This is a genomic window from uncultured Campylobacter sp. (genome assembly GCF_938039245.1).
GTDB lineage: Bacteria > Campylobacterota > Campylobacteria > Campylobacterales > Campylobacteraceae > Campylobacter_A.
In genome coordinates this window covers 20752-44455 of sequence record NZ_CALHVN010000058.1, presented here as the reverse complement: position 1 = coordinate 44455, position 23704 = coordinate 20752, and the positions used below count along the sequence as shown (strand labels likewise).

The 23704-nt window shown below is 47.0% G+C and carries 23 protein-coding genes and 1 pseudogene; 13 read left to right on the top strand and 11 right to left on the bottom strand.

The annotated features are described in order from the left end of the window. Positions 1–74: 74 nt before the first annotated feature. The 4 genes from Q0218_RS10255 to Q0218_RS10240 form a co-directional block, all read right to left on the bottom strand. Positions 75–974: a metal ABC transporter permease gene (locus Q0218_RS10255; protein ID WP_297969274.1), complete on the bottom strand. Its 900-nt coding sequence runs from the start codon at positions 972–974 to the stop codon at positions 75–77. 375 nt (positions 975–1349) lie between these two features. Beyond that, positions 1350–2105 (bottom strand): ABC transporter ATP-binding protein, encoded by a 756-nt coding sequence (locus tag Q0218_RS10250; protein ID WP_297969272.1) that lies wholly within the window; start codon positions 2103–2105, stop codon positions 1350–1352. Beyond that, entirely contained in the window at positions 2102–3667 is a 1566-nt protein-coding gene (locus Q0218_RS10245; RefSeq protein ID WP_297969270.1) for a DUF1007 family protein, read from the bottom strand. Before Q0218_RS10245 ends, Q0218_RS10250 begins: the two co-directional genes overlap by 4 nt. Continuing rightward, complete coding sequence (locus tag Q0218_RS10240) at positions 3668–4594, bottom strand: zinc ABC transporter substrate-binding protein (protein ID WP_297969269.1); 927 nt, start codon at positions 4592–4594, stop codon at positions 3668–3670. It abuts the gene before it with no gap. A gap of 112 nt (positions 4595–4706) precedes the next feature. On the opposite strand from Q0218_RS10240, the gene Q0218_RS10235 reads away from it, so the two are divergent. Beyond that, positions 4707–5081, top strand: a complete 375-nt coding sequence (locus tag Q0218_RS10235; RefSeq protein ID WP_297969267.1) for a transcriptional repressor — start codon at positions 4707–4709, stop codon at positions 5079–5081. 176 nt (positions 5082–5257) lie between these two features. Here the strand turns inward: Q0218_RS10235 and Q0218_RS10230 are convergent, their stop codons facing one another. Beyond that, positions 5258–5653 carry a thioesterase family protein gene (locus Q0218_RS10230; protein WP_297969265.1) on the bottom strand — a complete coding sequence of 132 codons (396 nt, stop codon included), beginning with the start codon at positions 5651–5653 and terminating at the stop codon, positions 5258–5260. A 45-nt stretch (positions 5654–5698) separates the two neighbouring features. On the opposite strand from Q0218_RS10230, the pseudogene Q0218_RS10225 reads away from it, so the two are divergent. The 3 genes and pseudogenes from Q0218_RS10225 to Q0218_RS10215 form a co-directional block, all read left to right on the top strand. Then, positions 5699–6424, top strand: a pseudogene (locus Q0218_RS10225) (class I SAM-dependent methyltransferase); the annotation flags it as partial. Positions 6425–6467: 43 nt separating this feature from the next. Further along, positions 6468–7343, top strand: coding sequence for a cytochrome c peroxidase (locus Q0218_RS10220; protein WP_297969263.1), 876 nt, complete (start codon positions 6468–6470; stop codon positions 7341–7343). Further along, positions 7340–9772, top strand: a complete 2433-nt coding sequence (locus Q0218_RS10215; protein ID WP_297969261.1) for an EAL domain-containing protein — start codon at positions 7340–7342, stop codon at positions 9770–9772. Before Q0218_RS10220 ends, Q0218_RS10215 begins: the two co-directional genes overlap by 4 nt. Positions 9773–10089: 317 nt before the next feature. Here the strand turns inward: Q0218_RS10215 and Q0218_RS10210 are convergent, their stop codons facing one another. Both Q0218_RS10210 and Q0218_RS10205 read right to left on the bottom strand, forming a co-directional pair. Continuing rightward, complete coding sequence (locus Q0218_RS10210) at positions 10090–10635, bottom strand: DUF1523 family protein (protein ID WP_297969260.1); 546 nt, start codon at positions 10633–10635, stop codon at positions 10090–10092. A 76-nt stretch (positions 10636–10711) separates the two neighbouring features. Continuing rightward, on the bottom strand, positions 10712–12958 hold the full coding sequence (locus Q0218_RS10205) for a nitric-oxide reductase large subunit (RefSeq protein ID WP_297969258.1): 2247 nt from the start codon (positions 12956–12958) through the stop codon (positions 10712–10714). 155 nt (positions 12959–13113) lie between these two features. Here Q0218_RS10205 and Q0218_RS10200 point away from each other — a divergent pair, with 155 nt between their 5' ends. Continuing rightward, positions 13114–13638, top strand: coding sequence for a chemotaxis protein (locus tag Q0218_RS10200; protein ID WP_297969256.1), 525 nt, complete (start codon positions 13114–13116; stop codon positions 13636–13638). A 7-nt stretch (positions 13639–13645) separates the two neighbouring features. Here Q0218_RS10200 and Q0218_RS10195 read toward each other — a convergent pair whose 3' ends face one another. Then, positions 13646–13876: a molybdopterin biosynthesis protein MoeB gene (locus Q0218_RS10195; RefSeq protein WP_297969254.1), complete on the bottom strand. Its 231-nt coding sequence runs from the start codon at positions 13874–13876 to the stop codon at positions 13646–13648. Next, a complete protein-coding gene (locus Q0218_RS10190) occupies positions 13876–14604 on the bottom strand; it encodes a hypothetical protein (RefSeq protein WP_297969252.1) in 729 nt (242 codons plus the stop codon). Before Q0218_RS10190 ends, Q0218_RS10195 begins: the two co-directional genes overlap by 1 nt. A gap of 137 nt (positions 14605–14741) precedes the next feature. Between Q0218_RS10190 and Q0218_RS10185 the strand changes: the two genes are divergently transcribed. From Q0218_RS10185 to Q0218_RS10160, 6 genes are all read left to right on the top strand, one after another. Beyond that, positions 14742–16778, top strand: a complete 2037-nt coding sequence (locus tag Q0218_RS10185) for a TonB-dependent receptor (RefSeq protein ID WP_297969250.1) — start codon at positions 14742–14744, stop codon at positions 16776–16778. Positions 16779–16864: 86 nt separating this feature from the next. Next, positions 16865–17920 (top strand): ABC transporter substrate-binding protein, encoded by a 1056-nt coding sequence (locus Q0218_RS10180; RefSeq protein ID WP_297969249.1) that lies wholly within the window; start codon positions 16865–16867, stop codon positions 17918–17920. A 10-nt stretch (positions 17921–17930) separates the two neighbouring features. Then, positions 17931–18866 carry an iron ABC transporter permease gene (locus tag Q0218_RS10175; RefSeq protein ID WP_297969247.1) on the top strand — a complete coding sequence of 312 codons (936 nt, stop codon included), beginning with the start codon at positions 17931–17933 and terminating at the stop codon, positions 18864–18866. Continuing rightward, positions 18866–19612 carry an ABC transporter ATP-binding protein gene (locus Q0218_RS10170; protein WP_297969245.1) on the top strand — a complete coding sequence of 249 codons (747 nt, stop codon included), beginning with the start codon at positions 18866–18868 and terminating at the stop codon, positions 19610–19612. Before Q0218_RS10175 ends, Q0218_RS10170 begins: the two co-directional genes overlap by 1 nt. After that, positions 19609–19740 carry a hypothetical protein gene (locus tag Q0218_RS10165; protein ID WP_297969244.1) on the top strand — a complete coding sequence of 44 codons (132 nt, stop codon included), beginning with the start codon at positions 19609–19611 and terminating at the stop codon, positions 19738–19740. Before Q0218_RS10170 ends, Q0218_RS10165 begins: the two co-directional genes overlap by 4 nt. Then, on the top strand, positions 19740–20411 hold the full coding sequence (locus Q0218_RS10160) for a class I SAM-dependent methyltransferase (RefSeq protein ID WP_297969242.1): 672 nt from the start codon (positions 19740–19742) through the stop codon (positions 20409–20411). Before Q0218_RS10165 ends, Q0218_RS10160 begins: the two co-directional genes overlap by 1 nt. Positions 20412–20558: 147 nt before the next feature. On the opposite strand, the gene Q0218_RS10155 is transcribed toward Q0218_RS10160, so the two are convergent. After that, positions 20559–20978: a TOBE domain-containing protein gene (locus Q0218_RS10155; protein WP_297969240.1), complete on the bottom strand. Its 420-nt coding sequence runs from the start codon at positions 20976–20978 to the stop codon at positions 20559–20561. A 264-nt stretch (positions 20979–21242) separates the two neighbouring features. Between Q0218_RS10155 and Q0218_RS10150 the strand changes: the two genes are divergently transcribed. Beyond that, on the top strand, positions 21243–21716 hold the full coding sequence (locus Q0218_RS10150) for a hypothetical protein (RefSeq protein WP_297969239.1): 474 nt from the start codon (positions 21243–21245) through the stop codon (positions 21714–21716). A gap of 555 nt (positions 21717–22271) precedes the next feature. Continuing rightward, the gene (locus tag Q0218_RS10145) at positions 22272–22490 is read left to right on the top strand and encodes a hypothetical protein (RefSeq protein WP_002950945.1); all 219 of its coding nucleotides are present in this window, start codon (positions 22272–22274) and stop codon (positions 22488–22490) included. Between the two features lie 176 nt (positions 22491–22666). Here Q0218_RS10145 and Q0218_RS10140 read toward each other — a convergent pair whose 3' ends face one another. After that, positions 22667–23659, bottom strand: coding sequence for an iron-sulfur cluster assembly scaffold protein (locus Q0218_RS10140; RefSeq protein ID WP_297969237.1), 993 nt, complete (start codon positions 23657–23659; stop codon positions 22667–22669). Positions 23660–23704: the final 45 nt, after the last annotated feature.

Sequence of the window (23704 nt, the reverse complement as noted above, 5' to 3'; positions counted from 1 at the left end):
TGAGAGCGCCGCGCAGTCTGTCGCCTGTGGGGTCACAAGCCAAATTTGATCAAATTTAACCCAAAACGCCGAATTTACCGCCTTTTTACAGCCGTAAATATAAAAAAGCAAACCGAAGCGATGAGGATGATGCTGGCACCGCTGGTTAAATTTGCCTCAAAGCTCAGCCACAGCCCGCTCACGCAAAACGCGGCCGAGATGAGCGCGGCGTTTAGCATCATCGTGCCCAGACGGCTTGATATCGCGCCCGCGATATAGGGCGGGATCGTGAGTAGCGCGATAACGAGTATTAGCCCGACCGCGCGTATCGTCATCACGACGCTTAGCGCCATCATGCACGTTAGCGCGTAGTACAGCAGCGTCGTGCGCACGCCGCGCAGCCGCGCAAACTCCGCGTCAAAGCTAAGCGCCTCAAACTGGCGGTAAAATAGCGCGACGGACGCGAGTATAACGCAGTTTGCGACCGCCATGAAAACAAGATCGCCCTGCGGCACGGCTAAAATCGAGCCGAAAAGATAGCTCATGAGATCGACGTTGTAGCCCGGCGCTAGGTCGGTTAGGATGATACCAAACGCCATGCCAAACGCCCACAGCGCGCCGATAACGGAGTCCATCTTGCTCTTGTCTTTGAGCGTGATCGTGGCGATGAGCAGCGCCAAAAACAGCGAAAACAGACTCGCTCCAAGCAGCGGCTCGAGCGAAAAATAAAACGCGATGCCAAGCCCGCCGTATGCGCCGTGAGCGATGCCGCCCGCAATGAAAACCATGCGGTTTATGACCGTGAGCGTGCCGATCACGCCGCAAGCGATGCTAACAAGGATGCCTGCCAGCAGGGCGTTTTGCATGAAATTTAAGCTAAGAGCTTCTAGCATTTGTTTCCTTTTTTTACTTTTTTCGGCGTTTTTGGTGTTTCTCGCCGAGACCCGCACCGCAAAAATGCTAAATTTGGTTTGGTTAAATTTAGCGTCGCGCATAAATTTAATTTTTCTTGTTAAGGGGGAAGGGGCTTGAATTACGAAGTCGCTCCCTTCCCCCTTAACAATCCCCCATCCCCTACGACGTGAGAGGTTGCTGCACTGCGTGCAGGTTTATATGGCGCTGTCGCGCCGCAAATTTAGATTTACATTTTCGCGGTGCGGGTCTCGGCGACTCAAATTTGTAAATTTGAGCGTAAAACAATAAGGCGCCGTATTTTTTCTTTTTACTTCGCGCAAGCGCTCGTAACGAGACTTCGCTACGAGGAGACGAGGCGGAAATGAGCCGAGCGAGGGCGCATACATATAGTATGTAACCGAGCTTCGGTGAAATTTCCAACGACGTATAAAGGAAAAAGACAAGCCGCAAATCGCCTAACGATGTCCGCAGCCGCACTCCTTGAGCGCCACCTCCACATCGCAAAAATGCCTATGATCTCTCGCCAAATGCTCGATAAAATCCTGCTTGGAGCCGTGCGAGATCTCGTGTATGAAAAGATCGTGATTGACATAGGCGACCTTGGTGGCGAAATTTAGCGTCAAATTTACGTCGTGGCTGATGAGTACGACGCCCGTGCCGTCAGCATTTATCTGCTTTAGCAGCTTATAGACGTCTGCCTGGCCTTTCGTATCGATGCTGGCGGTGGGTTCGTCTAGCATCAAAATTTTTGCCTTTGCGCAAAGCGCGCGCGCGATATAGACGCGTTGGCGCTGCCCGCCGCTTAGATCGCCGATCTTTCGCCGCGTAAATTCGCCCATGCCGACGCGCTCTAGCGCCGACTCGGCTTCTATCTTGTCGTCCTTACCGTAAAATCCAAACAGCTTTTTATCTATCCGCCCCATCAAAACCACCTCGAGCACGCGCATCGGGAAGCTTTGATTTATCGGGATATTTTGCGGGACGTAGCCCACGGCCTTGCTCACGCTAGCGGGCTCCTGGCCAAACACCTCGATCGTACCGCCGCTTGGCTTGTTTAGCCCTAGCATCAGCTTTAAAAGCGTACTTTTGCCCCCGCCGTTTGGGCCGATGATGGCTAGGAAATCCTTGCAGTCGTATTCTAAATTTATACCGTTAAACACGAGGTTTTCATCGTAACCAAAGCTCAAATTTCGTACCGAAATGTCGCTCATAAAACGCTCACCTTACCCGAAATATAAAACATAAAAACGCCAAGTCCCAGCATCACAAAAAGCGCGGCAAACTCGCAGCAAGTCCGCAGCGCGCGAAATCTCATCGCGCCCTTTAGCTTAAAGCCGCAAACAGCTGCTAAAAATATCACCGCACCCATGCCAAGCCCCATAAATACGCCGCTAGCAAGCCCGGCCGCGTAGCTGTTTAGGCTAAAGGCTAGCACGAAAACTAGCAGCGTACCCGGACACGGCACTAGCGAGCCAGCTAGCACCACCAGCCACTCGCTAGCAGTTTTTGGAGCTTCGTTAGAGGCCTTACAGGCTACGCAGCCGCATTCGCTCTCGTGGGCGATAGGGCTAAATTTGACCGATTTTGCGCTCAAATTTGACGCTGGGTTTAAATCTGAGCCAAAAACTTTACTCGCCCCATTTGCGCCTTTTTCGCTAGAAACGGACGCGGTGGCAAAGCTAAATTTAAGCTTTAGCGCCGTTTTTTTAAGCTTGGCGTAGATCATATAAAGGCTCACGCAAACGATCGCTACGGCCGAGATTTTCGTCATCGCACCCGCTATGTCGCTGACCTTGTCCGTCAAAAACGCGTTTAAAAGAACGTAGCTAAAAAGCACGAGCAAAAACGCACCCGCCACGTGCGCGAATCCGACTTTCATCGCAAAAACTAGAGCACGCGAGTAGCTGCCGCCGTTTGCGACGAAGTAGCTAGCCGTTAGCATCTTGGCGTGACCCGGGCCTGCTGCGTGCAAAAATCCATAAAAAAAGCTAACCGCAGCGAGCAGGGCGAAATTTAGCGCGTTTAGCTCGGCGCTATTTATCTTGATGAGCTCTTTTAAGCGCTCTAAAAACTGAAGGCTCATGCCAGAAACGGAGTCAAATTTAGCCTTATCCGCCGCGTCGATTTGCTCTAAATTTTGCTTATTTTGCGCCTTAACCAGCGAGCTAAGCTCTGGCTTTGCAGGCTCTATTTTGGGCGCTTTTGAGGTCATTTCAAAAAACGCCGTGCTCAAATTTACGTTTGGCACGAGATAAATTTTATCGGTGAGCGCGTAGGGGTCTGGCGAGCTTATTTTAAAGTTAAAAAATCCCTCGTGGTCAAAAACCTCGACCGTGACGACGCGGCCGTCTTTGACTGCTAAATTTAGCTCTAAAATATACTCGAAATTTAGCCTGCCCTCATCCAGATAAACCCGCTGCGATAGCGTTTTGGTATGCAGATTCACCGTCTCACCCGCGCCGTCGTAGTAGCCCACACTAGTTAGATATCCGCGCGGCACGATGTAGTCGAGCAGGGATTTTTGCACCTTCCACGCTTCGTTTTTGCTGAGCGCTTTGTCGGCGTTTTCGTCGTAGCTTTGTAGCGTGAGAGCGGTGAAATTTTCAGAAAATGTCCAGGTTACGGCGGCCGTTTTTATCGTCTCGCCTTGCAGGTTAAATTTAATGTCGGCGTGTGCGGTCGGAGTGTAAAGCGCGCAAAGCGCACAGGCGTGCGCGAAGCTAAAAAAGGACGCAAAAAGCGCGAAAACGGCAAATATGCGTCCAAATTTCATTTACAGGCTCTTTGCGAAAATTTGCGCCGTTTTGCGTAGCTCGGTGTCCCAATCAAGCGGCAGTTGATCGATCTCTACGACGCTAGCGCCGCTTTCTTTGGCGACGGTTTGCGCGGCTTTTTTAGAAAACTGCGGAGCGACGAAAATCACCTTGACGCCGTGCTCTTTAGCCTCCTCGATGAGCTCTTTTAGCTCGGCGGGTTTTGGTTCCTTGCCCTCTACTTCGATCGCGATTTGCTCTAGATCGTAGCGCTTAGCAAAGTAGCCCCAAGACGGGTGATATACGATAAATTCGCGGTTTTTGACATTTACTAGAGTGCTTTTGATAAAGCCGTCAAGCTCGTCGAGCTTAGCTTCAAATTTAGCCAAATTCGCCTCAAAAAGCGCCTTGTTCTCAGGGTATTTTTCGATTAGCGCGTCGGCGATGTTTTTAGCTTGGACTTTTACCAAAACGGGATCTAGCCAGATGTGCGGGTCAAATTCGCCGTGGTGATGCTCGTGATCGTGATGATCGTGACCGGCGTGTTCGTGCTTATGCTCGTGGGCTGCGTGTTCGTGTTTGGCGTCGTGGTGATGATCGTGTTCGCCGTGTTCGTGGTGGCCTTCAAATTTGATCTTTTCCACGCCCGCGTCGGTTTTTACGATTTTGAGATTTGGATAGGATTTTTGAAATTTAGGCAGCCAAGCCTCCTCAAACTCGATCCCGATAGCAAAATAAAGGTCGCTTTTTTCAAGCGCGGTCATTTGCTTTGGTTTTGGTTCGTACGTGTGCGGATCGGCTCCTTTGCCCACCATCACGTTTACCTCGACGGCCTCGCCCGCGATTTGCTTGACGAAATACTCCTGCGGCAAAATACTGACGCTAACTTGCCCTTTGGCGTAGAGCGCGACTAAGCCCAAACATAAAAACGCGAAAATTTTTCTCATTTTTATCCTTTCCGTGTTAAAATTTGGGCGAAATTATATCAAAAGCAACTTAGTTGCAAATTAATTTTTCTCAAGGTATAATACCCTAAAATTCTTAACGCGGAGGAAAAATATGGGCAAAAATTTGGAAGAAAAAGCCGGTTTTGAGGAGCTTTTAACGAAAAATGATATCAAAATCACTCCGCTTAGACTCGAGATTTTACACATTTTACGCGCCGCCGCCGCACCGCTTAGTTATGACGAAATTTTAGCCCAAATAGGCGCAAACAAAACAACGTTTTACCGCTGTATGGACCTTTTTGAGGCTAAGGGCATCGTGCTAAAAAGCGAAAATAACCGCAAAAATTTCTACGAACTTGAAAGCGGAGCAAAGGCGTATTTCGTCTGCGACGTCTGCCACAAGATGACCAATATCGACATGCCGCGCCTAAAACAAAATCACGTAAAAAGCGTCGTAGTTAAGGGCGTTTGCGACGACTGTTTTTAAAATTTGCGCTTAAATTTGACGATAAATTCCGAACTCAAATTTGCTTACCGACATTAAATTTAAAAAACGGCTTAGCGAGCAAATTTCACCGCAATTTTATAAAAACGCGGTCTACTAAATTTAAAGCGGTTGCCGCGTCAAATTTAAAACTCAAATTTGACGCGGGCGATTTAAAACTAATCCTCGTAAAGCTTTGCGATCTCCGGCGGTATCGCGATCGGACGACCGCGCGCGAGGTCGAAAAATACGTAAGTCGTCACCGCGCTAGCAACTATCTCTCCGTCCTTGCTAAACTCATAAAAACGCTTCGAGCAGCTTCTTTTTTCGGGCTGCGTCCAGGTTTTCACGCGCACCTTATCGCCCAAAAATAGCTGCCCCAGATAGTCTATCTCGTGCCTGCGTACCATCCACGTGCGGTTTTGCGCGAGATTTGTCTCTATAAGGTCGCCCACGGCGTTTGAGTGGGCGCCAGCGGCTTCTTGCATCCAGATGACGTAGTGAGCGTTGTTTGCGTGATGATTCACGTCGATGGCGTCCTCGCCCACGATCAATTCGTAATAAAAAATTTTCATTTTCGCTCCTAAAAACGCTAAAATTGTAGCAAAAATTTAAAGGCAAACAAAATGAAAGAGATGTGGGATAAAAAGGCGTCAAGCTATACGAGATTTACGGGCGAGCCTAGCGTTTTTCAAAGACGGTTATACGATAAGATTGCGGAATTCGGAGTTAAATTTGACGGTAAAAGCGTCGTGGATATCGGCTGCGGCACAGGCGTGCATACGCTACTTTTAGCGCAAATTTGCCGCGAGATAACCGGCATGGATATTTCAGGCGAGATGCTAAAAGTCATGCTCGAAGACGCGGCGAAATTTAATATTTCAAATTTAACCGCCGTTCAAAGCGATTTTAAAAACTTTAATCCAAACCGCGTTTACGACGTGGCTTTTAGCACGATGAGCCCCGCGATCGCGGACGAGGAGGATTTTAGTAAATTTATAAATTTGGGCGAAAAAAGGGTCTATCTTTGGTGGAATAAACCGCGAAATTCAAGCGTTTTGGAGCTTTTTTACGAAGGATCCGAGAAGCGATGCTTTAAAGAAAAGGCAAATTTTTTCGAAGAGTACTTGCGCCGCGAAAATATCGCCTTTAACTCCTGCGTGATTGAGGAGTCTCGCGAGCAAAAACGCACGCTTGAAGAGATGACGCAAAACGCACTTTGGCATTTGGAGATAGCAAATTTCGCGCACGAGGAAAACGCGGTCAGATCACGGCTAGAAAGCATCGCGCAGGACGGCCTCGTGACGGAAAAAATCGTCTCTTCAATGAAGCTTTTGGTTTTTTAAGATATAATCGCTTTATTTATTTAAAATTTAAAAAGGATTTTTGTTGCCGCGAGCGTTTTTGCCGATATTTTTTTGCATTTTGCCCTTTTTTTGCGCCGAGGTTTTCGCATCCTCGCTAAGTCCAGTGGCGCCGCTTGAATACGACGACGAAAAGGCGCGGCTAGGCAAAAAGCTCTTTTTTGACGCGTCGCTAAGCCCCGGCGGCACGGTATCTTGCGAGAAGTGCCACAACCTTTACTGGGAGCTAAGCGGCACTAGCAAAAAAAACCTAAAAATCTCCGCCGATAAAGAAGCCAGCCCGCCTACGGCGCTAAATTCGGCGCTAAATTTTATATTTTTTAAAGACGGCCGCGTAAAAGATATAAAAGAGCAGGTGAAACAGAGTCTAACCGGCAAAGAGCAGTTGAGCGAAGAGCCTAAAAAGCTAGAAGAAAAGGTCGGTCTAAACGCGGTTTATAAAAAAGAGTTCGAGCGGCTTTACCCGGACGGCGTAAGCTTTGAAAACATCGCCGACGCGCTGGTAAATTTCGAAAAAGCTCTCGTCACGCCAAACGCCAAATTCGACAAATTTATCAGCGGCGACGAGAACGCTCTAAACGGCGACGAAAAGCGCGGGTTTGAGCTATTTAAAAAAATCGGCTGTATAAACTGCCACGGCGGGGTCAATCTAGGCGCTAATATCTACTACGAGCTAAACCCCGGCGATAAAGGCAAACAGGTTCGCTACAAAGTGCCCAGCCTAAGAAATATCGAAAAAACCGCACCCTATCTTTATAGCGGCGAGATAACGGATCTAAAAGACGCGATAAAATTTATCGCCAAAGAGCGTATCGGATACGAGTTAAGTGACGAGCAGACGCGGCTGCTTTATAAATTTTTGCTTGCTTTAAGCGGCGAACGACCGGAAATTTTAAAATGAAACACAAGATAATCTTTCACAAAATTTTACTTTTTATCATCGCTTGCATCGCGTTTTTCGGTACGGTGATGACGCAAAAAGCCACCAAAGACGTAATCAAAGCCTACGAATACAAAGGCGCGATAGAAGATATGATAGACTCCGACGACGAGATAGACTTTGCGCTAAAAAGGACGTTTTTGCAGGCTGATTACGATACGACGATGAGGTATGCGGCCAGTCTTAAAAACGATTTGTTAAATTTAAGCTCGGGCAAGCTGGCATCGTTTGAGCGGCTAGCTATCGGCGAGGGAGCGGTCAACGAGATACGAGAAACGTTTGATCAAAAAAGCGAGCTAATCGATAAATTTAACTCCCTTAGCGCTCTGGCAAAGCTTAGTTTTGAAGAAACGATGCTGAAATTTAGCTCTTTAAACGACTCGCGTTTTAGCGAGCTGCTGCCTAAAATTTTGCTGATTAGATACGGTATAAACGCCGACATAAACGGCGCTAAAGAGCTGCTAAAAAGCTATGAAAGCCTAAATTTAAACGAGCGTGAGAAAGATTTTTTACAAAGCGCGCAAAAGCTGCTGCGTCGCTACGAGGAAGCAGACCGGACGCTAGCTAGTATACAAGACCTAAATCTAAGCAAAAAGCTATACGAGCTAAGAAGCAAAAACGATGCCTACGTAGAGCGCGTAACGTCGAATTTGCGCGGCACGACGATTTTCGTGTTCGTACTTTTCGGGATTACGGCGGCGTTTATTTATCTATCGTACATTAGGGCTAGAAACAACATAAGACTGCTAAATCGCTTCGAACAAGCCGTGGATAACAGCTTTAACTCCATCGCTTTTACCGATCTAAATAAGCAAGTCAGGTACGTAAATAAAATTTTCGAGCAAAACTCGGGTTATAAATTTGAAGAGATAAGCGGCAAAAATATAAATTTACTAAAATCGGGCTTACATCCGCAAGAGTTTTATCAAAGGATGCTAGACACGATAGAAAACGATAATATCTGGCGCGCCGACGAGCTAATCAGCAAAACCAAAAGCGGTAAATTAATACGCGAGCAAGTCGTTTTCTCGCCGCTTTTTAACGAAAAAGGCTACAAAGACGGCTACATGGCGATCAAATTTGATAGAACCAAAGAGATAGCGATAACAAAAGAGCTCGAAGATAAAAACAAGCAGCTACAAAACGAAGCTCTCATAGACAAGCTAACGGGATTTGGCAGCTATTTCGCGCTCACTCAGCGCATGGAGCGCCATCCTAGCGGGATGATAATTTACATAAACATAAACAATTTTATGGATTTTAGATTTTTTTACAAGACCAAAACCGTAGACCTTATCATCGCCTCGTTTGCCTCTACGCTAAAGCTTTGTATAGATACTTACGCGATGGACGCAGATATCTACAGAGTGCAGTTTGATGAATTTTGCATCTGGTATAACGGCGAGGACGCAAACAGGGACGCTAAGCGATTCGTAGATTATTTCAAAACGCAAAATCTCTACGTAACCGTAGACGACGAGCGCGAATCCATACCTAACATAAAAATAACCTTAGGCGTCAGCATGCCTCAAGACACGGTACAGACAAATCGCCTAACTCAAGCCATGCTAGCCCACCACGAAGCCGTACAAAGGGGCGAGGCAGCGCAGTTTTATACCGAAAACAGCTACATCGAGCAGCAGTATTACCACAACCAAATCATGTCGCGCACTATCGAAAGCGCCCTATATAACGACACCGTTATCGTCGAGTGCCAGCCTATCTACGACGTATCCGGCCAAGGCGCGCGGATAAAATACTACGAAGTACTCGTGCGCCTCATCGACGAAAACGGCAAGATACGCTATCCTGGCGAATTCCTTGATATCGCAAAGAAAATTTCGCTTTATAACGACATCACCAAAAAGGTCATCGAACACGTCTTTAGGCTGGTCGAAAGATTTGAAAACGTGGGTTTTTCGATGAATCTTTCAAGTAGCGATATCACAAACGAGAGCATAAGAGAGCTCATCGAGAAAAAACTGCGCGTATGCTCTAGCCCGGAGCGCGTGTATTTTGAGATATTAGAGAGCGAAGGCGTGGACGATTATAATATCGTAAATGATTTCATCAACAAAGTCCGCGCCTACAACTGCAAAATTTCGATCGATGATTTCGGTAGCGGCTACTCCAACTACTACCGTATCTTGGAGCTTGATATCGACACGATTAAGATCGACGGCTCGATTATCAAAAAATTACCGTTTGATCAAAACGCCCGCTACTTGCTGCAAACCATCATCGACTTTGCCGCAAGACAGGGCTACAACGTCGTGGCGGAGTTTGTTAGCTCAGAAGAGATCCTCGCCGAGATAAAAAAATTCGGCATCAAATACGCGCAGGGGTTTTTGCTAGGCAAACCGATGCTGCCAGATAATATAAAAGAGTAAATTTGCGTGCGGCGGCTATACTGCGCTAAATTTGACGGCGGCGCGCGTATGGGAGAATAAGTTTGACTAGAACGGATTTAGCCTTAGTTTGCGTACTAGCCTTTTTGTTTTATGCCAAAAGCGCAGGGATGGGCTGGTTTGCGACTATCGCGATATGTTTTTGGATTATAGGCTACTTTGCAAATGATATTTTTTAGGGATTTTTTAAATTTGCTTTTTAATGCTAAATTTAACGCAGTTTGCGTCCGCTAGTTAATTTAGCTCGTCCTAGTCAAATTTGAGCGAGGCGACGAAAAACCGCTCAAATTTAGCTTGGATTATAAATTTGAGCTTAGCTCGTCTTTAAATTTCCTTTTAACAAAAACGGCGCAAACCGCAAACGAAACCGCCGTCAAAGCGTAAAATATATAGCTAAAAATAGGATTTGCGCGCGTTTCGCCATCTTTTAGCTTTTTAACGGAAACGGCGTTTCTAAACATATCTAGCACCGCGATGCGCCAGCCGTAGTATTTGATCTGCGCCCTACCTTCGCCAACTAGACTCTGGGCGGCGGCTTGGACGTCGGCGGAGTTAAATTTAAAATAAAGCGGCAAGCCCCAGCTCGTGTCCTCGTTTCGATACGGCATCACCTTCGTGCCGTTTAGCTCCCGCGTGTAGATAAAATACACGTCGCGCGTCGGGCCGTCGGCGGGATTTTGCGCATCGATAAAGCCGTCTTTATCCATGCGCTTGACCTCGCCGCCCGTGATGATCGCCTCGTCATAGTGCGGGAAGGCGTAGTTTATCGCCGCAAATACCAAAGCGTGTAGGGCAAACAAGAAGCCAAAGATAAAATTTCGGAGATATTTTTTAAATTTTTGCATTTTCGTCCTTTGGGACGAATTTTACAAGATAGAAGTTTAGAAGAAGCTAAGCCCCTAAAATAGGGGCTTAGAGGGGTTAGGCTTTAGCCTTGCAGCCGCAGCTTCCCGCAATAAATTTAAGAATCTGGATAAAGAAGCAAATGCCGCCGATGATAAAGATCGTATCGCCGATCATCCTTAGCCAGCGTAAATTTTGCAAATGATCCATCTGTAAAAACTCCGCGCTTCTAGCGTACCACATGCCCACGTCTATCGCGGCGACGGCCTGATAAAGACCGATCGGAAGTAGCGACGCTAAAATCATTAGCATTAGACCCGCATTTAGCGACCAAAAGCCTACTTTCATCAGCTTGTCGTTAAATTCTTGCCCTTTGAAAAGGTAAAGCGCCACGAGCCAAACAAAACCTAGCGCCAAAAATCCGTAAACGCCAAATAGCGCCGCGTGTCCGTGCACCGAAGTGGTGTTTAGACCCTGGATGTAGAACAAAAATAGCGGCGGGTTGATAAGGAAACCAAACACGCCAGCACCCAGCATATTCCAAAACGCCACCGCGATAAAGCAGTAAAGCGGCCACTTGAGATTTTTTGCCCAGCTTTGCGCGAACTGAAGCGAATACTGATGGAAGGCCTCTGCCCCAAGAAGCACCAAAGGCACGACCTCAAGCGCGGAAAAGCTAGCGCCCACCGCCATGATCGGAGTAGTGGTTCCAGCAAAATAAAGGTGGTGGAAGGTACCAGGAATGCCGCCCATTAAGAATAAGCTAGCGCTTGCTAGGGTTGAGTAAGTCGCAAATTTTTTACCGACTAGACCCAAAGAGGCAAACACGAACGCAAGCGACGCGGTCGCAAACACCTCGAAAAAGCCCTCGACCCAAAGGTGAACGACCCACCAGCGCCAGTATTCCATCACCGGTAGCGGGCTTCTTTGTCCATAAAATAGTCCCGCGCCGTAGAAAAGTCCCACCGCGATAGCAGAAGCCGTAAAGATAGCTAGCAGGTTTTTATCGCCGTCAGCCTTAAATCCGCCGACGAATCCGCGAAGTACGAGTGCCATCCAGATAACAAGACCCACAAACAAAATAAGCTGCCAAACTCTGCCAAGCTCGATATACTCGTATCCTTGGTGACCGAGCCAAAAGCTAGTAGACGTTTCCATCTTGCCCGCTATCGCCATGTACTCGCCGATAAAACTACCCACGACTAGGAAAAGCAGCGCGTAGAAAAGCAAATCAACGCCTAGTTTTTGAAATTTAGGATCCTTGCCGCCGTTGATGATAGGCGCTAGGAAAAGTCCGGCCGCCAAAAAGCCCGTCGCGATCCAGAAAATGCTCGCCTGGATATGCCAAGTGCGCGCCAAAGAGTACGGTATGTGTTCGGATAAATTTATACCGTAAAACTCCTGTCCCTCGACCGTATAGTGCGCCACGAAGCCGCCTATCATGATCTGGAAAACAAATAGCGCGAGCGCTACGAAAAGGTATTTGCCAAGCGCCTTTTGAGACGGGGTTAAATTTAGCCTTGAGAGCGGATCGGCGTCGATAGGAGCGAGTTTCTCGTGATCTTTTTCGCCGTAGAAATTCGAAAACCAAACTAGTAAGCCCACACCCGCGACCAAAATCGTAACGCTGATAATCGTCCAAAATACGTTTTCTTTCGTCGGAACGTTGTCGATTAGCGGCTCGTGCGGCCAGTTGTTGGTGTACGTAGCCTCGCTATTTGGGCGATTCGTCGCCGTAGCCCAGGTCGCCCAGAAGAAGAAATCGTTTAACTGCTCGCGGTTTTCTTCTTTAGCCAGCGTGTTGTTTTTCATCGCGTAGTTTTCGCGTAGCTTCTGGTATTTCGGATCGTTGCCGAAAAGTCCGTTATACTCGTCGCGCACTACCTTTGCCGCCGCGATCCTCTCGTCGCTGATCGTTATAACGCCGTTTTTTAGCGTATTCGTGCGGTATTCGCTCTTTGTTAGAGCCTTGATGTTGGCTTGTTGCTCGGCGTTAAGAGCATTAAATTTAACTCCGTAAAGCTGATTTGCCTTTATATCCATAAACGCTACTAGCTCTTTATGCAGCCAATCAGCCGTCCAATCAGGCGCCTGATACGCTCCGTGTCCCCACACAGAGCCCACTTGCATACCGCCGATGCTTTGCCAGGCCTCTTGGCCTTTATAAATTTGCTCTTGCTCGACTATTATTTTGCCGTTTTTATCGGCAAAACTCACCACCGGCGGCGCTTCGCGGTAAACCTCTACGCCGTAATAGCCGAGTATCCCGAAGGCGATAGTAACGACTGCTACCAGCGCCCACCAATACTTCTTGTATTCACGCATACTTTTCTCCTTTGTGATATGAAAATTCGGGCAATAGTTTATCCAAAATGAGAATTTAATCGAATGATTTGCGTCAATAAAAGGATAAAATCTGTCCTTAAAATATTGCTTATTTTAAAAATGTATAATTACGAAAATATATTTTGGGAGATTTTATGCTTAAAGTCGAGATTATTTATAAATTTTGCCTGGTTTGCGCGCTTATTTTGGGGCTTAGTTTGCTCGCGTTTTCGGGACTAAATTTCGCGCTTGGAGAGTACGGCGAGTTTTGGATGAGCGCGCATAAATTTGCTGGCTTTTTGGTCGTTTTAGCCGCGCTTTTGCACGTGATAAATCGCAAGAAAAAGCTCGTTAAGCTCGCAAACGAATTTACGGACGTCGTAACTCGCCGCAAAAATCCTAGCATGTGCAACATGGACCGCATCATCGCCTCGCTCGAGCCGTACAGCATAACTGAGATTTCGCAGATGTTGAGCTTTGACGAGGCCGAGTTTTGCGAAACTTTACGTAAAAATGGCGTCAAATTTAGCCACACAGATCAAACCCTGCGCCAAATCGCTTCTTTAAACGACGAAAAGATATTTTTCGTGCTGGTTCTTATCGTCGAGGCGAAATTCGGCAAGAGATTTTGCGGCGAGCTTAAATTTAAAGGCGGCGGAAAATTTAGAAAAACGGCATAAAATCAAACTACCGAGCGCCGCTAGTGCGGGCCGATATTTGCCCAAAGCCGCAGATAAAGCTCTGCGCGCTCCAACGCCTAAACGCGCAGTCGTAGCAGCTCCTCTCGCCGCCGCAGCTCATCTCCTCTTCGTCGTTATCTAGCTTAAAATTTACGCAGTTTTGGGCGGTTTCTCGCGCTTTTTCATAGTTAAATTTACCAAATCTAAACTCGCCTTTTTCGTTAAAATTTAAGCTCATTAAAAATCCCGAAGCTCTTTTACGCTCAAATTTCTAAATCCGCCGTCTGCTTCTTTTTTGACGAGCAGGGTCGCTTTAAAATCCAAAAACACGGGCTTTAGCGCGCCGATTAGATTTATGCGCTTACCCGGCAAAAGCGGTTTAAAATTCTCATCCGCGACCGCCTCGATAAAATTTAAATCCAAAAGCTCGCGTACGCTCAAATTTGACTTTTCTAACTCAAATTTGCCTCTGATTTTTCCGTCGCTTCCGCTAAGCCTAAGCCCTATGCCCGCAAGCACGCCGATAACGCCGCGAGCGCCGCTTTTTAGCTCTTTTAAAAATACGTTTTGCAAGGCGGCCTCCTCAAACGCCTGCTGCGGCTTTAAAAATATCTCCTTTGCGCTTCTGCCAAAGCTTATCAGCTCTTGCGCGTTTAAGATATCTTTTTCAAATACCGCCGCAATGCCGGGCTCGGCACTAGGCGCGCATTTACGCTCCAACAGTTCAATGGCAAAATTTAGCGCGCTCTGCTTTTGCTCCTCGGTAAGCAGGGCTTCTAGGCACATGCAGCTGTTGTGCGAGGTGTAGTTGATGCGCGGATCTAGCAAAAGCTGGTGGCGCGTGACGAAAGAAACGGGTGCGAAAGAGCCGATAAACGCGACTATGTCTTCGGCGAGCAGCCCCGTAGAAATCTCGCCGCCAAGTTCGTCCGTGTCGTCGATGCAAAGCAGAAATTTAAATTTCATTTTAGCTTCCTTAATATTTAAGTCGAATTTAACTATTCGTAAAATAAAATTATATCTTTATATTTTAGTAATATTTGACGCTATAAGAACGTATTTTATAAAATATAAAATAAAAACTTGATTTTTAAGGAGTTATCGTGAGAAAAATCGGTCTGATCGCATGTTGCGCCGCGGCGGCGCTGCACGGCGAGGTTTTTACGCTGGGTAAGGTCGAAGTCACGCAAAACGTAGGCGGCTTGCAAAAAAGCGACGCAAACGTAGTCGTTTTAGACGAGCAAAAGCTACAAAAAGACGATATAAAGCGCCTCTCAGAGGTCGCTTACAGCACGCCCGGCGTCTATGTGGATAAAAAAGGCCCGCGCGCCGAGCAAAATTTCTACGTTCGCGGCTTTGACGCACGCAGAACTCCGCTTTTTATCGACGGTATCCCGGTTTACGTGCCTTATGACGGCAATGCTGATTTCGGGCGATTTACGACCTTTGATCTAAGCCGCATAGACATCTCAAAGGGCTCAAGCTCGGTGCTTTACGGCCCAAACACCATGGGCGGCGCGATAAATTTAATCACCAAAAAGCCTAGCAAAGAGCTTGAGGGAAGCCTAGGTTACGGCTTTGAGACGGGCAAAAACGCCAAAACCTACAGCAATAACGTAGATTTTAGCATCGGCACAAAGCAAGAGCTATTTTACGCGCAAGCAAGCGGCAGCTACATGGAGGACGCAGGACAGCAGACGTCTCGTAAATTTAACCAAAAAGTAACCGGCAACGAGGACGGCGGCAGACGCGACAACTCCGTGCAACGCGATAAGAAATTTAATATAAAATTCGGCTTTACACCAAACGGAACCGACGAATACGCCGTAGCGTACGTGAATCAAAAAGGCGAGAAAGAGCAGCCTATGTATACCGGCAGATACGCAGCCTTCTCTCAAAGAGACCGCTTGTGGGAGTGGCCGCAGTGGGATAGACGGAGTATTTACTTCTTATCGCATACGGAATTCGCAAATAGCCTTTATATAAACACCAAAGCCTTTGCGGACGAATTTAAAAACGAGATGTATGATATCAGCGCCCTGGAATATAGCAAATATAAAGATACGGCGTATGGATTTAGCTTGGAGACGGGCGGAAATATAGGCGATAAAGATACGCTTAAATTTGCCGCAAACTACAAACGCGACAAACACTCGGGATATAGGGTTCATTATACGGGGAGGTTTGGTACCGAACCGACCGTTACCTTTGTAGATAAGACTTATAGCTTTGCTCTTGAAAACACTTACAAATTTAGCGATTTTACTAGATTGATTTTGGGCGCTAGCTACGATGTTAGAGACGCCGTAAAAGCCGAGGACTATATCCAATTCCGCGGAGGCGGAGGAGGCGGTCGCAACAACCCGGCCAACTATAAGCTTACTTCGTTTGACGTAGGCAAAAAGCACGCCTTTAACTACCAAGCCACTATCAAGCATAGCTTTGACGGCGAGGACGAACTAAGCCTAAGCTTTGCAAAAAAGACCTATTTTGCCAGCATGAAAGATAGATATAGCGAAAGATTCGGTAGATTTTTCGCAAATCCGTATCTGAAACCGGAAATAGCAAACCACTACGAGGTCGGCTATCAAAGAAATTTCGGCGAGGCTTTGAGATTAGAAACGGCGGTATTTTACTCAAGGGTTAAAGACGCTATCGGCTCTACTAGCGTTACTAAATTCGGGCAAACCAGAGATATGGCCGTAAACGTCGATAGGGCTTATTACAAGGTATTTGAGATTGGAGCGAGTTACTTTGCGACGCGCGATTTAGAGCTAGGCGGCAACTATACTTATATGAGCGCAAAATATAAAGAAAACGGCAAAGACGCCTTAGTTTACGATCTGCCGAAGCATAAAGGATTTTTATACGTAGATTATAAAATTTTACCGAAATTTAGCGTCTACGCTTCTCAAGAGCTAAGCTCAAGCTTATGGTCTAGACTGCCTACCAGAACCGGCCATGTAGATCATAAAACCGCGGGCTTTGGCGTAACTAATCTTAAATTTACCTACAAACCGACCGAGGCTTTAAGCTTTGAAGCGGGTGTGTCGAATTTATTTGACAAAAATTACGAGTACAGAGAGGGCTTTCCTGAGGAAGGAAGAATTTTCTTTACGAACGTAAGATATAAATTCTAAATCCTCAAACCAGCTTTTTACAGCTGGTTTGCTAATGAATTTTGATAGAATTCGTTAGCAAGCTTTTTTAAATTTAAAGGCAAAAAATGTTTAAAAAAATCCTAATCTTTCTACTTACGGCCGTAAATTTCTGCTTTGCGATGAGCGAGGCGCAGATCAAGGACTACATCGCTCAAAACAGCGAAAATATCGAGCAGCTGCAAGGCACGCCCGCTAAAATTTACGCCAGCTCGCCGCCGTTTTTATATATGCTTTACGCGCTTGACCCCGCTAAAATCAGCGGCGTAAATTTCGAGTGGAACGCCTTCGAGCGACCGTACGTCAAAAAAGAGGTGCAAGAGCAGCCCGTCGTGGGCGGCTTTTTCGGTCAGGGCAAGATCCCAAATGTCGAGATGCTACTACGTCTAAATCCCGATCTCATCCTCGTAAACGCAAGCTCGCGCAACACCAAAAAGATGAGCGAGGTTTTCGGCCCCTTTAAAAAACCGATACTCTATCTAAGCGCGACGAAGCTCGAGGAATACTTGGACGGGTTTGAAATTTTAGGCGAAGTGACGGGCAAGCAGGAGCGCGCCGCACATCTCATAAACTACTCGAAAGAGTCGCTAAATTTGACCGCGCAGATCGAAGAGTACATTAAGAAAAACAACCTGCAAAAGGTAAAAATTTACTACGCGCAGGGCAGCGACGGGCTAGCCACCGAGTGCGAGGGCTCGTGGCACGCTACTCTCATCGAGCGAGCAGGTGCGCAGAATGTGCATAAGTGCAGCGAAGATCCAAACGCCAAATCCTTCGGGCGCGTAAAGATCAGCTTCGAGCAGCTCGTAAAATACGATCCCGACGTCATCCTCATCTACGAAAAGGAGCTCTTTGATAAAATTTACGGCGATCCGAAGTGGCAGCTGCTGGGCGCGGTGAAAAACAAAAAAGCTTATTATATCCCGCGCGAGCCCTTTTCGTGGTTTGACCGCCCGCCTTCGTTTATGAGGTTTTTAGGGCTAAAATGGCTCATAAGCTTAACCTACCCCGAGGCGTTTAAATTTGACATGGTCCGCGAGACTCGCGAGTTTTACAAGCTATTTTTGGATCTTGAGCTCACAGACGAGCAAATTTATAAAATTTTAGGACGGGGCGCCGAGTGAGTAAAGAAAGATGAGCAAAAGGGCGTTTGCGTTTTTGGCCCTGCTGCTGGCGCTTTGCGTCGCGGGTTCGCTACTGCTGGGCAAATACGGCTTTGGCGCAGAGGACTACGCGCGCTACGTCACGGCGCTGCTACGGGGCGAAATCTTAAAAGATTTCGAGGTCATGCACACGCTCTTGCTCGAGATCCGCCTACCGCGCATACTTGCCTGCGTGCTCATCGGCGCGAGCCTCGCGATCAGCGGCGCGGGATTTGGCGCAGCGGTGGGGATGTTTTTCAAATTTAACGAATATCTTATCCAGCTTAGCACATTTGGCTTCGGTTTTCTTGCCGTGGCGGTGGCGCTGGGTGTCTCGGCGCTGTATTCGCGCAGCGGTAGCGTCATCGTGCTGGTGCTCGGCGGCGTCATCAGCGGCTCGCTCTTTACTTCGCTGCTCTCGGTGCTAAAATACGCTGCAGACCCGAACGACGCGCTTCCCGCGATCACCTATTTTTTAATGGGAAGCCTAGGCTTTGCGTCTAAGAGCTTTATTCAAATTTCGATCCTGCCGATGTGTGCGGGCATTTTGCTGCTGGCGCTTAGCGGCAAATACCTAAACGCGCTAAGCCTTGGCGAAGAGGAGGCAAAGAGCCTGGGCGTAAACACGGTGCGGGTTAAAATTTTCATCATCCTCATTGCGACCTTCGTTAGCGCGCTTAGCGTGACGATCGCGGGCATCATCGGCTGGATCGGGCTTATCGTGCCACACATCGCGCGCTTTATCTTCGGCGCCGACAACCGCGCGGTTCTGGCGAGCTCGGCGATGATCGGCGCGATATTTCTGCTCTTTTGCGACAGCTTCTCGCGGCTCATCTTTACCTTTGAGATCCCCATCGGTATCGTGACCTCGCTGTTTGGCATACCGATGTTTATCATCGTGCTTCGCCGCGCCAAGAGGAGCTTTTGATGCGAGAAAATTTGATAGAAGTGCGAAATTTGCGCTTTGCTTACCGCGATAAGCCCGTGCTAAAGGGCATCAGCTTTGACGTCGCGACGGGCGATACGCTAAGCATCCTAGGCGCTAACGGTAGCGGCAAAAGCACTCTGCTTCGCATAATGCTCGGATTTTTAAAATTTGAAGGCGAGGTGCTAATCGCAAGCAAAAGCGTGCGCGACTACGGCAAAAAGGGGCTCGCCTCTCTCGTCGCCTACGTGCCGCAGACGCACGCGCCGTCCTATGACTACAGCGTCTTTGACGTCGCTCTGATGGGCGCGCTGTGCAGGACGCCGCTGTTTTCTAGCTTTAGCGCGGCGGATAAAAAGCTAGCCGAGCAGGCGCTGGAAAAGATGGGCATCGCGCATCTAAAAAACGCGCCCTATACGAGGGTTAGCGGCGGCGAGCGGCAGCTGGCGTACATCGCGCGCACGCTGGTTCAGGGCGCGAAAGTGATCTTTATGGATGAGCCGACAAACGGGCTGGACTTTGGCAATCAGATCAAGCTGCTCGAGATGATAAAGGCGCTAGGCGACGAGGGCTATACCTTCGTGCAAACGACGCATTACCCGCGCCACGCGAAGTTCGTTTCAAATTTGACGCTATTTATAAAAGACGGCGAAATTTTAGCCTTCGGGCGCAGCGAGCAGCTCATAAATGCCCAAAATATCGATAAAATTTACGGCATAAACTACGAAAGATACGAGGATAGATTATGATTTTACCTTCAAACTACGATGAGATCGACTTTGACGCGCTTTATAAGGCGCAAAAGGTAAGAAGTTCATTCGGCAAAAATTTGCCGCGGACTGGGACAAAAAGGCGCCTAGCTTCAACGAGGGCGTGATGAAAAGTGTCTACGCGCGAGATTTTATAGATAAGGTCGATTTTACAGGCGTTTCTACGCTGCTTGATTTTGCGTGCGGAGCGGGCGCGTTAAGCGTGCTGGCAGCGGAAAAGGTGGATCAAATTTACGGCTATGACTTTTCGCCAAAAATGCTGGAATTCGCCCGCGAGAATGCTCAAACTTACGGCGCAAAAAACGCAAAATTTGCGCAAAAAGCCTTTGAGGACGACTGGTCGGACGTGCCTGAGTGCGACGTGGTTTTGGCCTCGCGCTGCCTTGAGGTGGACGATCTAAAAACCGCGCTTAATAAGCTTCTTTCAAAGAGCAAAAAATCGCTTTACATCACGTTTAAGGTCGGCGGTAGCTTCGTGGACGATGAGATTTTGGATGCGATAGGGCGCAAGGTGGAGCAAAAGCCCGACTCCGTCTATCTTCTAAACATCTTGTTTCAAATGGGCTATTTGCCAAGCCTAAGCTACATAAAGGCTAAGTGTCATGCGGGTCCGGAAGCAAGTGCGCAGGAGCTCATCCAAAAGACGCGCTGGGGGCTTGGCGGCAAGCTAAGCGAAACTGAGGAGGCGCGGCTGGCGGAGTATTTTAACAGCGGCAAATACAAACCAAGGCAAGAATTTATGCACTGGGCGTTCGTGCAGGTAGATAAAAACGATTAAATTTGGTTTTTAGTCAAAGCAAGATAAATTTGGATCAAATTTAAATCAGCAAAGCCGCTCCGCCTTGCTATTTAAGTTAGTAAATTTGATTTGAGTTATTGGGTTTAATTTAGCGAGCATTAATTAAAACGCTCGCTACTGAAAGAATTAAGCGCCTATGATGATATGGCTAGCTTTAATGATAGCCGTTACCTCATCGCCTGCTTTTAGAGATAGGTTTTTAGCAGATTCGTTAGTGATGATAGCGCTTAGCTTATCTCCGCCCGCTATCTCGATATCTACTTCGGCATTTACCGCACCCTCTACTACTTTTACTACCTTACCTTTTAGTTGGTTAGTAGCGCTTAGCTTTAGACCGTTATCGCCTTTAGCTACTATGATAGAAGAAGCTTTAAATAGATAAACTACCTTTTTACCAGCCACTAGATCTAGAGCCTTTTGGCTATCTACGGTTACGGTTGCTTTTACGGTCTCTCCGCCTTGCAATTTTGCTACGATTAGAGAGTTTACCGCTCCCTCTCTTACCTCTGTTATTTGTGCAGCTAGTTGATTTCTTGCGCTAAACATGATTTGTCCTTTGTGAATAAATTTGATTTCGTATTAAAATCTGAGCGAATATTAACAACTTAAACTTTTATAAAACTTAAAAACCGAATATGCAAAAATTTAACTTTGTCACTAAAAACGCATACATTAACGATTATCGGAATTTTAGGTATTTTGATAAATGAAGTAGAAAAATTTAATTTCGTAAATTGGAATTTGGGGTAGATGGGTTTTGGTGATGATAGAGTTAAAATTTAGGCTAAAATAACAAAAAAGGAGGCAAAAATGCAAACGCAAAAAGATAAGATCGCCGAAGCGCTGGAATACGGCAAAGCCTTAGCACAAATCCCTAAAAATTTAAAGCGCAGATATCAGATACATCGCTTGGTTAGATTTAATTTTCCGACTCTTACGGCATTGGCTTATTGCTTAACCCTGAACTATCTAGGTATGGATAATTTGTATCTAGTCGCGCTATCTGCCATTGTTTGTACGCTATTATTTTTAATTTTAAAACGCAAATACAGCAATCTTTTTATTAAAAATCCCGAAAAAAGTGACACGATTTTTGCGGTAGAGCATTTTGCTACTTTTGCATTGATTTTTTATCTTCCTATCACTTTATCCGGTAAAAGCCAGCATAGCGATGGAGCATTAGGCGCTTTTGGCGCATTTTTGTTACTAGCTCCGATGCTAGTTATAGTGATTGCGGCCTGCATTTATCGCAATCAGAGCGTTTACGAGGAGCTAAAAGAATAAAATTTAGTAGTCAAATTTTGCACTCAAATTTACGCAAAGTTAGGGCAGCTAAATTTGTTTGTTTCATAAGGCGGATTTTACGATTCTGTAGCGCCAAAAACCATATTATAAGTCGTATCAAATTTACAAAAATAGAGTAGAGCGGCTAAACTAACCGTCCGAATTTAACGTAAATTTTAGAGCATAAGCCAAGCTGCGCTAAGTAAAAGCGGCAAAGGACCAAAATGCTAGAAGCGCAAATTTCTAAAAATTTAAAAAACGCCGACTTCATCGCTTGATTGGATTTACATTTGGTAGTTTTGGAACAACGGCTTTTACGCGAGCTTATTGCTACGATAGCTTTTTACTCGCATCTGCCGCTAAACCAACGCTACCCGTAACGGCCGTTGTTTGCTTAGCAAGAAATTTGAGCATTTGCAAGTAAATTTAGACTAAAATCTGCGGCAAAATCGCTACCGCAAGGCAAATTCAGTATCCAAATTCGGCGCTAAATTTAGCTAAATTTTAAAGCTAAAAATTGTATAATCTGCGAAAATTCTTAACAAAGGAGCTAAAATGGCAACAGATCGAGAGTTGGTTAACTTTTCCGAAGAACACGAGCTAAACACCGTACTAGCAAGACACGGCAAGGCTCAAAGTATAGCAAACCGAGAGGTTTTGTGCGAGCTTGGCAAAGAGTGCAAAGAAAAACTAGGCAAAAGAGTGCTAACACAGGACGAATTTGACGAGTTTTTAAAGCCCGTTTTAAACCGCCTAGAAAATAAAAGAGCTTAATTTCGGGATAATTCCCGAAATTAATACTCGCGGCTAGATTCTCGCCCCAAAAAACAATCCATCTTTTATAATAGCTAGCTTAATTTGCGACTAGCTTCTCGGACGGCTAAATTAACCGCCCTGAATTTAATCAAATTTGAGCCCTAAGCTGCGTCAAATTTGCCGTCCAAAACAGATCAGATAGGCAGGACGCGGATATTTGGGCTGAGGTTTTCTTGCAATACGTTTTCGATCGCGTATAGCGTGCCCGTCGCGCCGCTTGCGCAGCCGCTGCAAGCGCCCATATACCTGATATAGACGTCAAATTTACCCTCGGCGTCTTTTTGCAGATCGAGGATTTCCATATTGCCGCCGTCCATCATCAGCATCGGGCGGATATCCCTATCTATGACGCTCTCGATGGCTTTTAGCTGGCCCACGACGGTCATATTTTCAAAGCTCACGTCGTCAAATTTGCCCGCAGCCTGCGCGTCGATGAGGGCTTGCTTTTTCTCCTGCTCCATCTCGGCTCTGGTGTCTGCGAGGATGTCCACGAGATAATACTCGCGCTTTTCGTGTCCGCCCGGGCGCACGCAGGATTTGCAAAAGGCGCCTGCTTTGGTGTATTGCGTGATCTCCTCGACCGTGTGTAGGTCGTTTAGGCGGATGACCTCTTTGATCGTGCCTAGGCTAACGCGCGCGCACTCGCACACGATGATCTCGTCCTCAAAATGCTCCGGATCCACGCCCTTATACTGCGCCGCGGCGGCCTTGATAACGTCGTAGGCCATGACCGAACAGTGCATCTTTTGCGGCGGGACGGCCGGGACGTCTGGGGTGTCGCGCATGGCTTTTTCCACGTCGATGTTGGTGATTTTGACCGCTTCGTCCACGGTCTTGCCGACGCAAAGCTCGGCCATCGTATCTGAGCTAGCCACCGCCGTGCCGCAGCCAAAGCTTTTAAATTTAGCGTCCATGATGCGGTCGGTTTTCTCATCTACGAGCCAATACAGCCTCACCGCGTCGCCGCAGCTTTCGGCGCCAAAGTCCGCTACGATGAGCTTACCGCCTCTTGCTTTGGCCTCGTCTTGCGTTATCTCGCCCATAAATTTAGGATTGTTCATGCGGTCTTGGACGTTTTGGGAGTATTCGTCCCAAATCGAACCGCCTATTAGATTATTTTTTGCCATTTTATTTCCTTTTTAGAGGCGTTGTCTCGCGAGCGTCTTTGAATG

Excerpts from the sequence above, each read along its gene's own strand:
- Q0218_RS10150 (WP_297969239.1), top strand. The coding sequence starts at position 21,243 with ATGCAAACGCAAAAAGATAAGATCGCCGAAGCGCTGGAATACGGCAAA.
- Q0218_RS10175 (WP_297969247.1), top strand. The coding sequence starts at position 17,931 with ATGAGCAAAAGGGCGTTTGCGTTTTTGGCCCTGCTGCTGGCGCTTTGC.
- Q0218_RS10200 (WP_297969256.1), top strand. The coding sequence starts at position 13,114 with ATGCTTAAAGTCGAGATTATTTATAAATTTTGCCTGGTTTGCGCGCTT.
- Q0218_RS10230 (WP_297969265.1), bottom strand. The coding sequence starts at position 5,653 with ATGAAAATTTTTTATTACGAATTGATCGTGGGCGAGGACGCCATCGAC.
- Q0218_RS10170 (WP_297969245.1), top strand. The coding sequence starts at position 18,866 with ATGCGAGAAAATTTGATAGAAGTGCGAAATTTGCGCTTTGCTTACCGC.
- Q0218_RS10240 (WP_297969269.1), bottom strand. The coding sequence starts at position 4,594 with ATGAGAAAAATTTTCGCGTTTTTATGTTTGGGCTTAGTCGCGCTCTAC.
- Q0218_RS10145 (WP_002950945.1), top strand. The coding sequence starts at position 22,272 with ATGGCAACAGATCGAGAGTTGGTTAACTTTTCCGAAGAACACGAGCTA.
- Q0218_RS10250 (WP_297969272.1), bottom strand. The coding sequence starts at position 2,105 with ATGAGCGACATTTCGGTACGAAATTTGAGCTTTGGTTACGATGAAAAC.
- Q0218_RS10245 (WP_297969270.1), bottom strand. The coding sequence starts at position 3,667 with ATGAAATTTGGACGCATATTTGCCGTTTTCGCGCTTTTTGCGTCCTTT.
- Q0218_RS10160 (WP_297969242.1), top strand. The coding sequence starts at position 19,740 with ATGAAAAGTGTCTACGCGCGAGATTTTATAGATAAGGTCGATTTTACA.
- Q0218_RS10165 (WP_297969244.1), top strand. The coding sequence starts at position 19,609 with ATGATTTTACCTTCAAACTACGATGAGATCGACTTTGACGCGCTTTAT.
- Q0218_RS10195 (WP_297969254.1), bottom strand. The coding sequence starts at position 13,876 with ATGAGCTTAAATTTTAACGAAAAAGGCGAGTTTAGATTTGGTAAATTT.
- Q0218_RS10205 (WP_297969258.1), bottom strand. The coding sequence starts at position 12,958 with ATGCGTGAATACAAGAAGTATTGGTGGGCGCTGGTAGCAGTCGTTACT.
- Q0218_RS10235 (WP_297969267.1), top strand. The coding sequence starts at position 4,707 with ATGGGCAAAAATTTGGAAGAAAAAGCCGGTTTTGAGGAGCTTTTAACG.
- Q0218_RS10155 (WP_297969240.1), bottom strand. The coding sequence starts at position 20,978 with ATGTTTAGCGCAAGAAATCAACTAGCTGCACAAATAACAGAGGTAAGA.
- Q0218_RS10255 (WP_297969274.1), bottom strand. The coding sequence starts at position 974 with ATGCGCGACGCTAAATTTAACCAAACCAAATTTAGCATTTTTGCGGTG.
- Q0218_RS10190 (WP_297969252.1), bottom strand. The coding sequence starts at position 14,604 with ATGAAATTTAAATTTCTGCTTTGCATCGACGACACGGACGAACTTGGC.
- Q0218_RS10180 (WP_297969249.1), top strand. The coding sequence starts at position 16,865 with ATGTTTAAAAAAATCCTAATCTTTCTACTTACGGCCGTAAATTTCTGC.
- Q0218_RS10140 (WP_297969237.1), bottom strand. The coding sequence starts at position 23,659 with ATGGCAAAAAATAATCTAATAGGCGGTTCGATTTGGGACGAATACTCC.
- Q0218_RS10210 (WP_297969260.1), bottom strand. The coding sequence starts at position 10,635 with ATGCAAAAATTTAAAAAATATCTCCGAAATTTTATCTTTGGCTTCTTG.
- Q0218_RS10215 (WP_297969261.1), top strand. The coding sequence starts at position 7,340 with ATGAAACACAAGATAATCTTTCACAAAATTTTACTTTTTATCATCGCT.